This is a genomic window from Bacillus sp. SJZ110, assembly GCF_006715455.1.
Taxonomy (GTDB): Bacteria; Bacillota; Bacilli; order Bacillales; family Bacillaceae; genus Bacillus; species Bacillus subtilis.
Window position 1 is genome coordinate 45,393 of the sequence record NZ_VFNF01000008.1, and the last position, 14,083, is coordinate 59,475.

Sequence of the window (14,083 nt, forward strand, 5' to 3'; positions counted from 1 at the left end):
CTTTCACTTGAAGGATTTCTATTTTCAGAAAAAACTTATATAATTTAATTTGACATTGAGACATTATACTCCTTCTCATTTGAAAATTAGTATAAATATGGATATAATATAAACATTCACTTTGAAGATCTAATGTATGAAAGGATACATCCCTGTGATTAGAGAGCATCTATTAAAAGAAATTGAAAAAAAAAGAGCAGAGCTGCTGCAAATTGTCATGGCGAACGGAATGACATCTCATATTACGATAGAGCTCAGTCAGGAGCTTGACCATCTTCTCATACAATATCAAAAGCAGCGCCTTCGAGCAGTAGCGGGTGATGAATGATTGCAAAATAAAAAACCCGTATAAGGGTTTTTTATTTTATAACCATGTTTCTCTATATCATAATCTTTACGTATTATTTCGTTTGATTATTCATGGCTTTCATCATTTGATTGATTTTCTTCTGAGAAGGTTTCATTCCCATTTGCATCATCATCATGCGTAACATTTGTTCATTAATAGGCGGATTCTTTTTCAGGTAGCTCATCATATATTTACGAGCAATAAAAAACCCGAGTGCAACACCTATGAGCAATGCAACAACGCCCACTAGGATGCCAACCCATAAAGTCATTTTATTTCCTCCTTCATGTTGTCTAGTTTAAAGTGTACTAAACCAAAAGCTATTATACAACATTTACATCTCTTTTTCTTCGGTTTTAGACAAAATTTCTTTCTTTCACCGGATTTAGCCATCCGTAACGCTTCGAATTGAAATCCATTGCTAAAAAGCAAGGGCTTACTTTTCTTAACACTTCAAAGAATATTGTTTCTGCCTCGTAATCTCCCGAAGCCACAATTTCTATCATGTGCTCCTTCATCATAAACGTCGCGTGGCCTTTTGCTTTCGGCAAAGCTATTCTATAAATATAATCCAGCTGCCTGTAATCCGTCTTGTTTAAATTCATTTTTAACCGCTGATGCATATGTAAAATCGGGATTGGTTGTGTAATATATTGAATCTGTTTCTCTGTCATTTCATACTGCTGCTTTTCAAGGCTTGTCCAATGATAGTCTTGAAACAGCTCAAACATAACCGATTCCCGGCCGAAATAGTGATTGGCAAATTCCTCTTTGATCAGGTACGTATAGTAGTGACGTTCCATCTTTTCATCCCCTTTTCCAGCAGCATTTCATTTGCTCTCTATTATACAAAAGAAGAAAAGAAAGAATTGTCTATTACTGTTAAACAGCCAATACTATTTTTGTCGGATAAACAAGAAAAAGAGGATGATTTGACTCATCCTCTTTCAAAAGCTTACTTATTGATTAATGCCTTAACTCGATTCACTACGTTCGGAACTGAGAAGCCGTATTCGTTAATGATGGTTTCACCAGGAGCAGATGCACCGAATCGGTCTATGCCGAGAACGTCACCTTCAAGCCCCGTGTATTTGCCCCATCCAAATGATGAGCCCATTTCAATTGCAAGACGTTTTTTCACATCTGCAGGAAGGACTTCGTTTTTGTATTCATCAGATTGTTTCTCAAAACGGTCCATTGAAGGCATGCTGACAACAGAAACATCGATATTTTCTTTTGCCAATTCAGCCTGCGCTTCAATTGCAAGACCTACCTCTGATCCGGAAGCGATGAGAAGAGCGTCAGGTGTTTCGTTTTTAGATTTAGAAACGACATATGCACCTTTTTCTACTCCTGCCAATGCTTCTTCAGATGTTTGATCGATGGTAGGAAGGTTTTGACGTGTAAGCACTAGCGCTGTTGGGTGGTCAGTGCTTTGCACTGCAAGCTTCCATGCTGCTGCTGTCTCATTGCCGTCTGCTGGACGGATCAAAGAAAGGTTAGGCATCGCACGGAGTGAAGCAAGCTGTTCAACAGGCTCGTGCGTCGGACCGTCTTCACCAACCGCAATACTGTCATGTGTGAAGACATATGTCACAGGAAGGCCCATTAACGCTGCAAGGCGAATCGCAGGACGCAGGTAATCAGAGAAGACAAAGAAAGTTCCGCCGAATACACGAAGACCGCCATGAAGCGCCATACCGTTTAAGGCTGCACCCATCGCAAATTCACGTACACCAAACCAGAAGTTTTTGCCTGAGTAATCAACCGCTGTAAAATCACCGGCATTTTTAATAGTCGTTTTGTTCGATCCCGCTAGGTCAGCAGAACCTCCGACAAAGAAAGGAATTTTTTTCGCAAGTCCGTTGAGAACTTCACCGGAAGATGCACGGGATGCCAGGCTGCTTCCTTTTTCATACACAGGAACCTCTTGATCCCAGTCCTTCGGAAGCTCTCCTTTGATTGCCAGTTCAAGCTGTTCAGCAAGTTCAGGATAAACTTCTTTATATTTAGCGAATTGATCATTCCATTCTTGTTCTTTTTTCTCACCTGATTCTTTAACAGCTGCAGCGAAATGCTCATAAACTTCTGACGGAACGTAGAAGTCTTCTTCATATGTCCACGCGTAAGCTTCTTTTGTTAATTTGCTTTCTTCTTTACCAAGCGGCGCACCGTGAACACCGGATGTACCGGCACGGTTAGGTGAACCGAATCCGATTGTCGTTTTCACTTCAATTAATGTAGGTTTCTTTTCATTTTGGCGTGCTTTTTCGATAGCCGCTGTTAATTCTTCAATATTGTTTCCATCCTCAACATAAAGAACTTCCCAATTCATTGCTTCAAAACGCTGTTTCACGTTTTCAGAGAATGAACGGTCGAGGTCTCCATCAAGAGAGATGTCATTAGAATCGTATAGTACGATCAGACGGCCAAGCTGAAGATGGCCTGCGAGTGAAGCGGCTTCAGAAGAAATACCTTCCATTAAATCACCATCACCGCAAATACTGTATGTATAATGATCGACTACGTTAAATGAATCGCGGTTGTATGTTTCCGCTAAATGGCGTTCAGCAATTGCCATACCGACTGCCATGGCAATTCCTTGGCCAAGCGGACCTGTTGTAGCATCAACACCGGCAGTATGTCCGAATTCCGGATGTCCTGGTGTTTTGCTGCCCCACTGGCGGAATCCCTTAAGATCTTCAATACTAAGATCAAACCCGCTTAAATGAAGCATGCTGTATAATAGTGCTGACCCGTGTCCAGCAGATAAAACAAAACGGTCACGGTTAAACCAGCCAGGGTTTGCCGGACTTACGTTCATAAATTTTGTCCACAGCGTGTATGCCATTGGAGCGGCTCCCATCGGCATCCCTGGGTGACCAGAATTTGCTTTTTCAATAGCGTCTATTGACAGTGTGCGAATGGTAGCAACTGATTTCTTTTCAATTGTATCCATAAAAATCCCCTTCCTTATGTGTTGTACCCTTACATCATAAATGTCTGACGACTTTTTCTCAACTGTTTCAGCTTAAATTTGAGAGAAACTTGTTGAATTTTGTCATATAAGAGTTTTGATTATAGTATATGCAAAAGAGGAATACGATATTGCCGTATTCCTCTTATATTAGTGAAGTTTGTTATTTCTTTGTTCTCTTTTTAGCTTTTCTGGTGTAACATCATTGCCTTCTGGGTCAATGATTTTCACACTTTTTAACGTGTTCTTCATAGAAGAACGAAAACCTTTCAAGTACTCTTGACGGAGCTTTTGCTGTTCGGCTTTTTCTTCTTCTGTAATAACGCCAGCTTTAGCTTTGGCAGCAAGTTCATTAATTCTGGCAATTTTCGCGTTTGAAATCATGTTAAACTCCTTTATTGCATTTTGTCTATATAGTACTAGATCAAAAAAAGTTTTACAACTGATTCACTCTGCTGTCTCTTCATTCTCTATGTATTCCTGAAAACGCCGGTGAACGGTTGCTTTAGAGACATCATAGCCAAACCCTCTTAGGGTAGCCGCGATTTCAGCAAACGTCAGTTTATTCGCTCTCAGGCGGACGATCTCTGAGATTGGCACCTCTATTTTTTCTTTTCCACTGTTCCCATGTTGGTTTTTTAAGTTTTTTTGCGGTTTAAAACCGTTTTTTACTGCACGTTTCATTCCCCGTCTGATTTTCATGTTGTGAATCTTTCGCTGATACTCTTCCACAATGCTGACGATTTCCAAGACCATTGAGTCAGCCTCCGATAACTCCAGTTCACCTCTATGAGCCGTTGTATAGACTTTCACACCTTCTCTATAAATACAATGAAGCAGTGCGATTTTTGCGTTTCCCCGTCCGAGCCTTGTCTCATCCTGAACCAAAATGACATCAATATCAGCGTTCTTAATCTCATCAAGCAGCTCAAATACACCATCCCGATCCATTTCATATCCGCTGGCTTTTTCTGAAATCACTTTGACCACTTCCATGCCGTTCTCCGCTGCAATGGCCGTAAGCTCCTCCTCCTGCCGCTTTAATGACGTTTCCTGCTGTTCTTTATTTGTGCTTACACGGGCATAAATGAGTGCTTTCATTTTATCTCTCTTTCCTCTCTATCTTACAGTTGCTAATTCATATGCATCCTGATGCTTCTTTTTCAATGGGATCACTAACTCATCACCCGGCTGGATATCAGAGGTTTGAAGTTGATTTTTATCAGCTACCCATTCAATAAAATCATTTTTGTTTATCTTTTTTGTATCGGCTACCTGATCAGCAATTGACCAGAGTGTGTCGCCTTGCTGGACTTCTATTTTAACATACTGATTAAGCTCTTGGCCGCTGCTTGTATATGACAGCATAAGGATAACCGCGCTCAAAATCACTGTGAACAGACCGACAAAAATAATAGATTCTTTACTCATGATCATAACCTCCAACAGGAATGTTTGTTCGCATTTTTATAATTTCAGTATATACGAACAAACGTTTCTGTCAATTGTTTTTTCGAACCTATGTTTGTACTGTAAGGAAAATCATGCTATAATCTTCTTAAAATCGACGTTTTGAGGTGCGAAAAATGACGAAGCTATCAAAAAGGCAACTTGATATCCTCCGTTTTATTAAAGCAGAGGTTAAATCAAAAGGATATCCGCCTTCCGTGAGAGAGATCGGAGAGGCTGTCGGGCTTGCGTCCAGCTCTACTGTCCACGGCCATTTGGCCCGCTTGGAAACAAAAGGGCTGATCAGACGGGATCCGACAAAACCAAGAGCAATAGAAATTCTTGATGAAGAAGTAGACATTCCGCAAAGCCAGGTCGTTAATGTACCAGTCATCGGGAAAGTCACGGCGGGATCTCCTATTACTGCAGTAGAAAATATTGAAGAATATTTTCCGCTCCCTGACCGCATGGTTCCTCCAGACGAGCATGTATTTATGCTGGAGATTATGGGAGACAGTATGATAGATGCTGGTATTCTCGATAAGGACTATGTCATCGTTAAACAGCAAAACACAGCGAACAATGGGGAAATTGTAGTTGCGATGACAGAAGATGATGAAGCAACTGTAAAACGATTCTATAAAGAGGATACACACATTCGCTTGCAGCCTGAGAACCCAACGATGGAACCTATCATTTTGCAGAATGTCAGCATTCTAGGGAAAGTGATTGGCGTGTTCAGAACAGTCCATTAATCTATTGATCTATCAGATGCATGAAATAACCCCCTTTTCCTTTACGGAGAGGGGGTTTGTTGTTCAAAAAAAGCAGGCTCGCCCTGACTTTTGGGTGCGAGCCTGAATAGGAGGAAAAAGAACATCATGTTTACACCATAATTATCCACCAAACAATTGTTGAAGTCAAGAAATTTTCTTTCCTTCAGGAAACTTTTATTCAAAATATGAACGTTTAGAATATTAGACGCTATCTTCTTAAAAACGTTTCATTTTTTAGGTCGTGGAAGGATGCGGTTTTATATTTATTAAAGGGCGAGGCAATTGATATAACTGAAAATTTAGTACATAGTTTAGGTAGTTCAACACTCTGTTAAAACAGCTCGCTTTCTTCATATAAAATGTAATATGTATTTCAATTTCACCTGCACCCAATCACTCGTGCAGTTCAAAAGATATGGCATCGTTGAACTAATCGGGTAGAAACCTTCCCCAAACATAAAGTCTCCACCAACACCCTTCTTTAAATTTAACCTTATATGAAATATGGTGTGTGATATCAAAAGGCCGTTTCATCATAAAAGTGCATATGGTTTTTTTCTTGTTTGTAATATCGAAGCCTGTCTTGAAGGGTTCCGGTATGAAATTCAAATTTGTGGCCGTCAGGGTCGGTAAAATAAATTGATTTTCGATCGCGTTCATCTCGTTCTCTGCCAGGCAGAATATTGACATGAAGTCTTTTTAATTTAGCTGATTCCTCCTCAAATTCATGATCTTCAATTGTAAAAGCAATATGGGTATAAGAAAGCTTAATGTCATTTCTCGGGATGTCTGGTTCTTCATTAAGCGCTAGCCAGATGCCGTTCATGTCAAAATATGCAGTTGTTCTTCCCTTTACCAAAAGCTTTGCATCAAACACTTTTTGATAAAAATCAATCGATGTATCCAAATGCGAAACTGAAAATAACAAGTGATTGATTCCTTTTATCTCCACAAATCATTCCCCCCCCTTGAAAGCTGATCATCCACATATACGTCTTTTTTCATAAGAAAGTTTCATACTGCTGAAAAAAAATACCAGTGTAAACAAAAACGGACTGTTTAAAATAGTAACATGACCATTATGAATGGTTTTGAATTGCATTATTTATCATTTGTTTACGCCCAAGAATTTTCTTCAAAAAATAACAATTTAGGTGGTCAAATGAAACATATCATTGCGCTTGCTTCAAAGATTGCTTTCACTCTCGCCCTTTTATATGTGATTTTGGACAGAGTCTATCACGCATCCTTTTTAAGTGTGATGTTTATTGCACTTTTCTTAGGTTTTGTTTCCTATCTTTCTGGTGACATGCTCGTCTTACCCAGAACAAACAATATTACAGCTTCATTGGCTGACTTTGGCCTTTCATTCGTTATTCTTTGGGTATTTGTTTTAACCCAAACAAGAAACGATTTCTCACCATTTGGAGCAGCTCTCCTTTCCGCTGCCTGTCTTACTGTTTTTGAATACTTTTTTCATCGGTATTTACTGAAAAATGTGCTTGATGAAAATTTCCGAAATGAACTGTCAGCGAGAGATAACACGTTGCAGTATCAAACGGAAGCCGCGGACGAGCTATTTCCCGAAACGAAAGAGAAGCATAAGGAATAGGAGGCTGTCTTATCGCCTCCTATTTTTCAGTAGCTATTTTTGAGAAAACGGAACATCACTTCTGTAAACTTATAAAACCTCTCATTTTGAGTAACAGCTCTGCTTTTTAAAGAAAAGATGCCGAACAAAGACTTTCTAAAGCCTGTGCTCATTTCTATCTGGATACTTAAACCTGCTTTTGATTTATTTGCAATGTTATTCGGACTAACGCCCGCATGCGGATGGTCCGTATTGAGCAATACAGCAGGAAAACCGGCATGCTGCAATTTCTCAACTAAATCTGCCGCTCTTACGCGATCTGTACCGCCGACTTCGATCTGCTGATCTTCTTCTGCGTACCCGTGTAATGAAATGACATATTCATGATTTCCCGTCATTTTAAGGGCCCGAGGTTCATCAAAGTGCGTGCTCGTAATGTGCAGGACTGAGTTTCCTGTCGATTTTAAGCCTTCAAATAAATACATCGAGTACTCTTTGCTGAGCTCTCTCGCTACTTCACTTGTCCCGCCTTCAATACCTCCTCCGTGAATAGCTAAAACAAGAACAGGGCTTCCGGTTTCTTTCGTAAAAATGTCGTAATCAGAAGGATCTTCATTGTTTTTTAATTCCTCAAAATTCTGATATACATCTTCAGCATAAATTGAAGAAATCGGAGTAAATACCATAAAAATAAACAATAATTTTACAATTTTAATAGTTGATGGAAAACGTTTGGCTATGTTACAATCAACATGCTTCAAGGAATGGAGCAAACGGCGGAGCAGGGATACTTTGGCCGGTTTCATCTACTCCGCCTCTAAGTCCAAATCAACAGGATGTAGGTCTCTTTGAGGCTTTAGCACGAATTCTCTTGTCCTCCTTGTTAAATTTTTGTTAAATTCACAATATTATATACCATTAGCCCGGGCGCTGTTCTTCTCATTTTTGAATTTATGAAAAGTAAGCTGGTACCACCTCCCCCATTTCCATACAAAACAAAAATGCACCTGCCCTTTGGCCTGTGCATTTTTATTTTCTCTTCATTCTTCGTTTTTTTACTTGATTTAATTTCATGATGTTTTTTTCAATTTTTCTTATGTTTCGCCTTTGCGGGATTGTTTTCATTTCATAATAAACAGAAATAAACCCGCTTAATGTCACTGCTGCAATATAAAGGGCGCGCTGTTTGATCATCCGGTCAGCGTGTCCATGATCATTCGCTTCTTTTTCCAGCCTTTCGATCACAGTTTTATCAAACAGCTGATCGACATACACTTGTTTCATTCCCACTGCAAACCCCGCAGCCAGCCAAAGAATCAGAAATAAACTGATATAAAACACCATAAACCCTTCCTTTCCTGTCTTGATGCGGCGCAGAATTTTTTTAAAACAGTTCATCTATTACAACTGGCAGACGAAGCTTCTTCTTTGTGTTAGGTTCTTTCAATAGGCTGGTTAATATGTGTAATGCTGTAATGAACAGTTAGAAATTTTATTCCGAACAGCCACATATGATGAACAGCGGTTAATTTGTTGTCATGTGCAGCTTCTATCAGAAAGGTTTCAGATAAAGGAAGCGGACAAGTTCCCGCTATTGTTTGCAGATAAATCCCCTCATCCCCCGCTCTGCTTTTTCTCCGCCTGCTTGTTAAAACCAGCTTCTCCTGATGATGATATGGTTTTAAAATACCTGTCATGCTGCTGAATGGAAGCGGTAAAGAAATATTCATATACCCCTCTCCATTTGAACGATACACTGAATAAAGAGCGGTAAAAATGGTTTCGTTTTTTTCATTTGTTCTAATCCAGGCACGTACTCTTTCCCTTCCGTCTTTTTTCGAATGAACACCTCTTATCTTGCTGTACATCCTATACCAGTCAGGGTTCGTCGAAAGATGTATTTGGCCGATTCTTCTGCTGAACCATTCGTAAATAATTGCAAGCGGCCGAAACCACGTGCTCCATGTTACTTTTGCTTTAATATTGTATTCGATGGTTTGTTCATAAAACGAAAGAATGAGCGGCGCCAGTTTTTCTGGTGAAAAATCTTTTGAACGCAGGCTGCCCATATCATCCACAAGTCCGCTGTACCGAGCGTTATTTTCAGCTTGAATGCTAGCTAAAAATTCTTCTCCAATCTTTCTTTTTCCGTAGATACGGCTGAATGTCTTTACACTGTCTGCATCAAAAGACTTCGGATCCTCTATTCTCCACCCTATGAGAGCGGGCAAGATAACACCAAACGCGTTGACAAAACCGTGAATCCAAATCATCTGATTGATGGTCAATGTAACTTCTTGCCGAAATACACCAAATGAATAAATCATCGAGAAAGCAATCGTTATCATTAAAACAGCGGAAGAAAGCCGAATAAGAAATGTCCCCGTCTTGGTGCGAAAAGCTGCCGTGAACACCAAAAATGCATGAAGATAAATCGCCGCCATATAAATGCTAACCGCAATGACATCAAGTGTTTTTGAATATGTGATGCCCAGTGCGATAAGAAGGGGCGAAAGCAAAATCACCCATGTTATCCAACTATACAACATCCGATGTTTTCTAATGGTTCTGCCGAGTAAGCCGTTGAAGATCGGGATCAGAAAAGCAGAATAGTGAAAGTGGACAGCAGTCAGCAAAATGATGAGAGGGCCAAATTGCATGATCTGCAAATGGGCAGCATAAGCAAAAAACCAAAATCCTCCTCCCGCCAAATAAATAAGACCGAACAAAACTGATGTCTCTTCGATTCTATGTATCTTTGTTTCCCAAAGGCGGAGGATCGCATACAATGCAATAAAAACTGTGTACATCCACCAGATTAGCGCGAAACCTCCAACCTCCGTCACTAGAGCCAGCACCGCAAAGAATGCGGCTACCGGATAGCACTGGATTAGCCCATATTCCATAAACTGAGCAGCACGAACCGGCGATTGACGAAAAACAAAAGGGAAAATTCCCGGCACAAAAAAAAGAATGGATAACAAAACGAGTGCCTCTGCCACTGAAATATCCGGTGCTTCCTCTGCAAGAAATCCTATAAAACAAAGCGCACTGACTATGCCATTTCGTTTCATGATTCTCTCTCTTCCTCCTGAAACGTTCCTTTATAAAAGAAAAGAGTGCCGAGAATTGTATTTTGCACATGCACTTCAATGGTGAAACAATTCTTTCTATCATCAAACGTTTCGCAAACTACGGATGTACCGGTCAGCCATTTCGGCAGCGGGATTCTTTTTCCGCATATTAATAGCCATTGCTTTCCCGATGTGATCGTAAGAGAGCCGTCATGAGATGCCTCGAACGTCAAAACAGACAGCAGCAGATGAGGTTTGCCGAAGAAATCAAGTATTCTATTTTCTTTCTCGTCATATATCATTATCGCGTCAAAGAAACGTTTTTTGCCTTTAAAGAAAAATGTACGCTTCCATTCTATCCCTGTATGTTGCGATTTCAAAAGACAAGTTCTATTTTGTATTGTAAATGGAATGTCTTTGCCTCTTTCTGAAAAGAAGCATCTGAAAAAAACACCCAGCTTTAACAGCATTCTAACCAGAAATGAGCCTCCGCTTATTTCTGACATCGTTCCCGTCCCGCTGAATGTATGAGACCCGTCTAATTGGTACCGTTTCTGCAGCTTGGGATGCAGCAAATGATAGTTAATAATTGATTTTTCATAAATCGAACTCACAATGTCACTTCTTTCTCTTTCGTTTTGTGCGCCTGGCACTGGGGAGCTGCAGGCTAAGAGCGCCGCTTGCAGCGGAAAACACACTCAATAGAACCCACATGAATATTTCGGAACCTAGACAAGCAAACCCAGCAAAAATACAAGCCTGGACACCATGAATGATCCATTTTCTTTTTAAAGGAATCAGCCACAAAATAGCTAAGCCTATCTCCGCTGTTCCTGCCAATATGCTTGTCTTAAAACCTGCAAAGCCTTGATAGAACCAAAACAGGCTGAAAAACAGACACATGAACACATAGATGATAGCGGATCGAATAAAGCGCTTCGGATGTTTATTTTGCTCTACCCAAAGCCTTAATGCATCAAAGCTCCAGGCAGTCGCCCAGCCAAGCAGCGGTCGAAATAATAAACGATCGATCCATCTTCCCGGCAGTCCGTAGGCTGTTTTGTATTGGTACTGTGTTAAAAACGTCATTTTCCCATTTTCTCTCTGTATATACTTCCAGTAGCCGCTTCCATGCCGAATCAGAGATAACGGATGATTAGAGCCAAAAGCCAGTGAAGAAGACCTTTCAGATGAACATTTGTTGAAAACACCGACGGTTTCTCCTGTACCTGACACCTTTAATCCAAAGCCTACCCTTGTTTCGTAAAGAAACTTCTGTTTTTCGCATGGTTGTCTATTCAAATACGTAATATTTGAAAACCGGAGATCCCATTCCTTATGCAGTGATGGGTTTTGTGTATATTCCCAGAGTGTATCCAGATCAGATTTCATTTCGATTTCTACATAAATCGGTTTCTGCCTCACAGCCCCTTCTCCCTTCTATTTCAAGCAATTCCTATATTAGCATATTGGTCGATTTGAAAAGTGTATATCTCTCCAAAAAAAGTATAAAAAAGAGAAGAGAGGTTTCCTTCTCTTCCTTGGGATTCATTACTGAGTTTTAACCGTGCCGTAATGAGTAATTGTGACGTTCACACTGTATGTGATGTCGGCTTTACTGAAGGTGTCATCCCAGTTATTTTTCACCCTTTTCCATAAGTGGGGATATGTAAGTCTTAAAGATTCATCAAAACCCGCAACATCTGCTTTATAATCACGCTGAATTTTTTTTAATACCTGACCAACTATTTTCTTTACTTCGTTTTCAATAGTCGTTTCGAGACGATCTATAAACTGGGTGTCCAACGCCTCTTTTGTGTTCCAGTTTTCAACCAAATCGCCTTCTGATTCAATATCGACATGGAATGAAATATTTTTCCCTTTTACGATTGGCTGAATTTTGCTTTTGATTTTATTGATATCGTACGCTATCGTTTGTTGGCTCTTTTTATCATGGCTTTTGACAACTCCGCCTTTCCCTTCTCCTCTAATCCATGTAATTCCCTCAGTTTCATATTCATTTAAAGTGCCTATCATTTTTTTCGATTTTCCGTTGATTACAGCTGCTCCGGAATACTTGACCGCTCCATTCGCCGCAACCACATTTTGCAGTAAAAAGCTGCTGCCAGAATGCAGTTTTCCAATTAGTTTCGCGAGTGTCATAGGGGGAAGAATTCTGGAAACTTTATGTTCATTTTCACCTAATCCAATCAGCCGAAATGCCGGAATTTCTCCGTTCTCTTTCAGCTGGAGAGCGTCTCTTGCTTCCCCTTTAGCAGATAAAACAAGACAGCTCAGCCTGATTTCATTATCACGAAAAAATTGATCCAGCATTTCGTCGATAGGAAATGTGTGCAGCACATCTTCACTCATGACAACAACTTTTAAATGCGGGCTAAACACTTCTCGGTCCCGTCTTAATGCAACCTCACTTCCGATCTGCTGTAATGAATCCCCTGTTTCACTTATATTAATATACGCTTTTTGCGCTCCTTGTCCGCTACCGCCTCCCCCGCTTGTGCCCGCGCCTGCCGCTTTTTCATTAACAAATTGATAGGTCAGCGTAATGTTGTCTTTTTTCGGATAGCTCCCGCCCTCTTCTTTTAACTCTTTTTCAGTGTTCGTTTCTTTTCCTTTATCAATTGCGATAGCGAATGTGAGACCCAGATCTTCTATTTCCCGACTGCTCCAGCATCCTGTTACGCAAATCATCAGCAGACATACCATGACCATAGCAGGCAATTGACGTTTTAGTTTACTTTTCACCTCTTTTCCTCCATTTCGAAATGACTAACAGCAAAATCGGCAAAGCGCCAAATATATACAAAGCGATATGACTGACCGTATCGCCCAATATAAAGACGTCATTTTCATTTTTCGGCATGCAAGAGAGGATATAAATAACAGGAAGCAGCACAAACATACATGAAAGGGGTTTCTTTTTAAAAACTTGTGAGACTCCCAGGGAAGCTGCATAAAAAGTGATAATAAACGTAGCAAAAAGCTGCATAATCCAAATCACAAGCAGGAATGATTCAAACCGTTCAAATATTAAACCAGGTATTTCAAAACTTCTCATCAGGTCAAGCCCCGGCCATGTTCTCGTCACAACTCCCTCAACTGATAGTGCACCGATTACCATAATTAGCGTAATCATATAAAAACTGGTCACAACGCCTGTCCCGATCACAACCGCTTTCACCGCATTTTTCGGCTTTTTCATAAATGCTACTAAAATGAGCATAATTTCTGAACATGTAAATGAAAGGTTCGTTGTCTTTACTCCTCTGAGAACCGGCATGATTCCATCACCTAATACAGGACGCAAATTGTTGATCTCAAATATGCCTAAACTCATGAGGGCTATCGTTAAAAAGATGATGACCGTAATCGGAAAAATCATTTCAAAAAGCCGTGCAATCGGATCTAGGCCTTGTGTAATTGAATAAAGCCCAATCCAAAGAACTGTCATAATGATGGCCCAAGACGGTGTCCCTTCGAGGAGAAAAAAATCCACGATTTCGGACATGACTCTGACTTCAAATGCACCGAGTGCCAGAAAATAAGTAATAAAAACAATACTGATCAGATGCCCGAGCCATTTTCCTACAATATGTCGGGAGTATTCATAAAAGGTCTCCTGAGGATACTGCTGGCTTAATTTAACTATAATCATCCCGGCTATTACCGCTAGAACCCCGCCTAATAAAACTGAAATCCATCCATCAGGAGATTGTGTTTGTTCTGTTACTGTCCGAGGGAGCGTAAGAACTCCGGCAGCAAGCATATAATTAATGATGATAATCGTTGCCTGAGCGGTTGTGATTTTACTGGTTGGGCTGAACATGAGACTTTATCACCATCCTG

17 protein-coding genes and 1 pseudogene are annotated in these 14,083 nt (G+C 40.3%); 3 read left to right on the forward strand and 15 right to left on the reverse strand.

The annotated features are described in order from the left end of the window. Window positions 1–154: 154 nt before the first annotated feature. Window positions 155–328: an aspartyl-phosphate phosphatase YnzD gene (gene ynzD, locus FB592_RS19230; RefSeq protein WP_010886518.1), complete on the forward strand. Its 174-nt coding sequence runs from the start codon at window positions 155–157 to the stop codon at window positions 326–328. A 73-nt stretch (window positions 329–401) separates the two neighbouring features. On the opposite strand, the gene FB592_RS19235 is transcribed toward ynzD, so the two are convergent. The 6 genes from FB592_RS19235 to yneA all read right to left on the reverse strand — a co-directional run bounded on the left by FB592_RS19235 (window position 402) and on the right by yneA (window position 4,763). Next, on the reverse strand, window positions 402–620 hold the full coding sequence (locus FB592_RS19235) for a YneF family protein (RefSeq protein ID WP_003221221.1): 219 nt from the start codon (window positions 618–620) through the stop codon (window positions 402–404). Window positions 621–705: 85 nt separating this feature from the next. Then, on the reverse strand, window positions 706–1,152 hold the full coding sequence (sirA, locus tag FB592_RS19240; RefSeq protein ID WP_003231591.1) for a sporulation inhibitor of replication protein SirA: 447 nt from the start codon (window positions 1,150–1,152) through the stop codon (window positions 706–708). A gap of 152 nt (window positions 1,153–1,304) precedes the next feature. Continuing rightward, window positions 1,305–3,308, reverse strand: a complete 2,004-nt coding sequence (gene tkt, locus FB592_RS19245) for a transketolase (protein WP_141950005.1) — start codon at window positions 3,306–3,308, stop codon at window positions 1,305–1,307. Between the two features lie 168 nt (window positions 3,309–3,476). Then, a complete protein-coding gene (locus FB592_RS19250; protein WP_003231595.1) occupies window positions 3,477–3,710 on the reverse strand; it encodes a DUF896 domain-containing protein in 234 nt (77 codons plus the stop codon). A 63-nt stretch (window positions 3,711–3,773) separates the two neighbouring features. Then, window positions 3,774–4,427, reverse strand: coding sequence for a YneB family resolvase-like protein (locus tag FB592_RS19255; protein WP_003231596.1), 654 nt, complete (start codon window positions 4,425–4,427; stop codon window positions 3,774–3,776). 18 nt (window positions 4,428–4,445) lie between these two features. Beyond that, the gene (yneA, locus tag FB592_RS19260; RefSeq protein WP_003231598.1) at window positions 4,446–4,763 is read right to left on the reverse strand and encodes a cell division suppressor protein YneA; all 318 of its coding nucleotides are present in this window, start codon (window positions 4,761–4,763) and stop codon (window positions 4,446–4,448) included. A gap of 149 nt (window positions 4,764–4,912) precedes the next feature. On the opposite strand from yneA, the gene lexA reads away from it, so the two are divergent. Continuing rightward, entirely contained in the window at window positions 4,913–5,530 is a 618-nt protein-coding gene (gene lexA, locus FB592_RS19265; RefSeq protein ID WP_003238209.1) for a transcriptional repressor LexA, read from the forward strand. 371 nt (window positions 5,531–5,901) lie between these two features. On the opposite strand, the pseudogene FB592_RS21220 reads toward lexA, so the two are convergent. Together FB592_RS21220 and fosB are read right to left on the reverse strand one after the other, a co-directional pair. Beyond that, window positions 5,902–6,160, reverse strand: a pseudogene (locus tag FB592_RS21220) (hypothetical protein). Further along, window positions 6,069–6,503, reverse strand: coding sequence for a metallothiol transferase FosB (gene fosB / locus FB592_RS19275; protein WP_141950007.1), 435 nt, complete (start codon window positions 6,501–6,503; stop codon window positions 6,069–6,071). Before fosB ends, FB592_RS21220 begins: the two are co-directional and overlap by 92 nt. Window positions 6,504–6,713: 210 nt before the next feature. On the opposite strand from fosB, the gene FB592_RS19280 reads away from it, so the two are divergent. Further along, window positions 6,714–7,163, forward strand: coding sequence for a YndM family protein (locus FB592_RS19280; RefSeq protein WP_003245454.1), 450 nt, complete (start codon window positions 6,714–6,716; stop codon window positions 7,161–7,163). 26 nt (window positions 7,164–7,189) lie between these two features. Here FB592_RS19280 and pghL read toward each other — a convergent pair whose 3' ends face one another. The 7 genes from pghL to FB592_RS19315 form a co-directional block, all read right to left on the reverse strand. Then, window positions 7,190–7,948: a gamma-polyglutamate hydrolase PghL gene (pghL, locus tag FB592_RS19285; RefSeq protein ID WP_141950009.1), complete on the reverse strand. Its 759-nt coding sequence runs from the start codon at window positions 7,946–7,948 to the stop codon at window positions 7,190–7,192. Window positions 7,949–8,171: 223 nt separating this feature from the next. Continuing rightward, complete coding sequence (locus FB592_RS19290) at window positions 8,172–8,486, reverse strand: hypothetical protein (RefSeq protein ID WP_172849938.1); 315 nt, start codon at window positions 8,484–8,486, stop codon at window positions 8,172–8,174. Between the two features lie 89 nt (window positions 8,487–8,575). Next, window positions 8,576–10,216, reverse strand: a complete 1,641-nt coding sequence (locus tag FB592_RS19295) for a YndJ family protein (protein WP_070549062.1) — start codon at window positions 10,214–10,216, stop codon at window positions 8,576–8,578. Continuing rightward, window positions 10,213–10,830, reverse strand: a complete 618-nt coding sequence (locus FB592_RS19300) for a DUF4166 domain-containing protein (RefSeq protein WP_070549060.1) — start codon at window positions 10,828–10,830, stop codon at window positions 10,213–10,215. The genes FB592_RS19295 and FB592_RS19300 overlap by 4 nt, the downstream gene beginning before the upstream one ends. Window positions 10,831–10,834: 4 nt before the next feature. After that, complete coding sequence (locus FB592_RS19305) at window positions 10,835–11,641, reverse strand: hypothetical protein (protein ID WP_021479209.1); 807 nt, start codon at window positions 11,639–11,641, stop codon at window positions 10,835–10,837. Window positions 11,642–11,767: 126 nt separating this feature from the next. Beyond that, a complete protein-coding gene (locus FB592_RS19310) occupies window positions 11,768–12,982 on the reverse strand; it encodes a Ger(x)C family spore germination protein (protein ID WP_038827867.1) in 1,215 nt (404 codons plus the stop codon). Beyond that, window positions 12,972–14,063 (reverse strand): spore germination protein, encoded by a 1,092-nt coding sequence (locus FB592_RS19315; protein WP_021479211.1) that lies wholly within the window; start codon window positions 14,061–14,063, stop codon window positions 12,972–12,974. The genes FB592_RS19310 and FB592_RS19315 overlap by 11 nt, the downstream gene beginning before the upstream one ends. Window positions 14,064–14,083 lie beyond the last annotated feature (20 nt).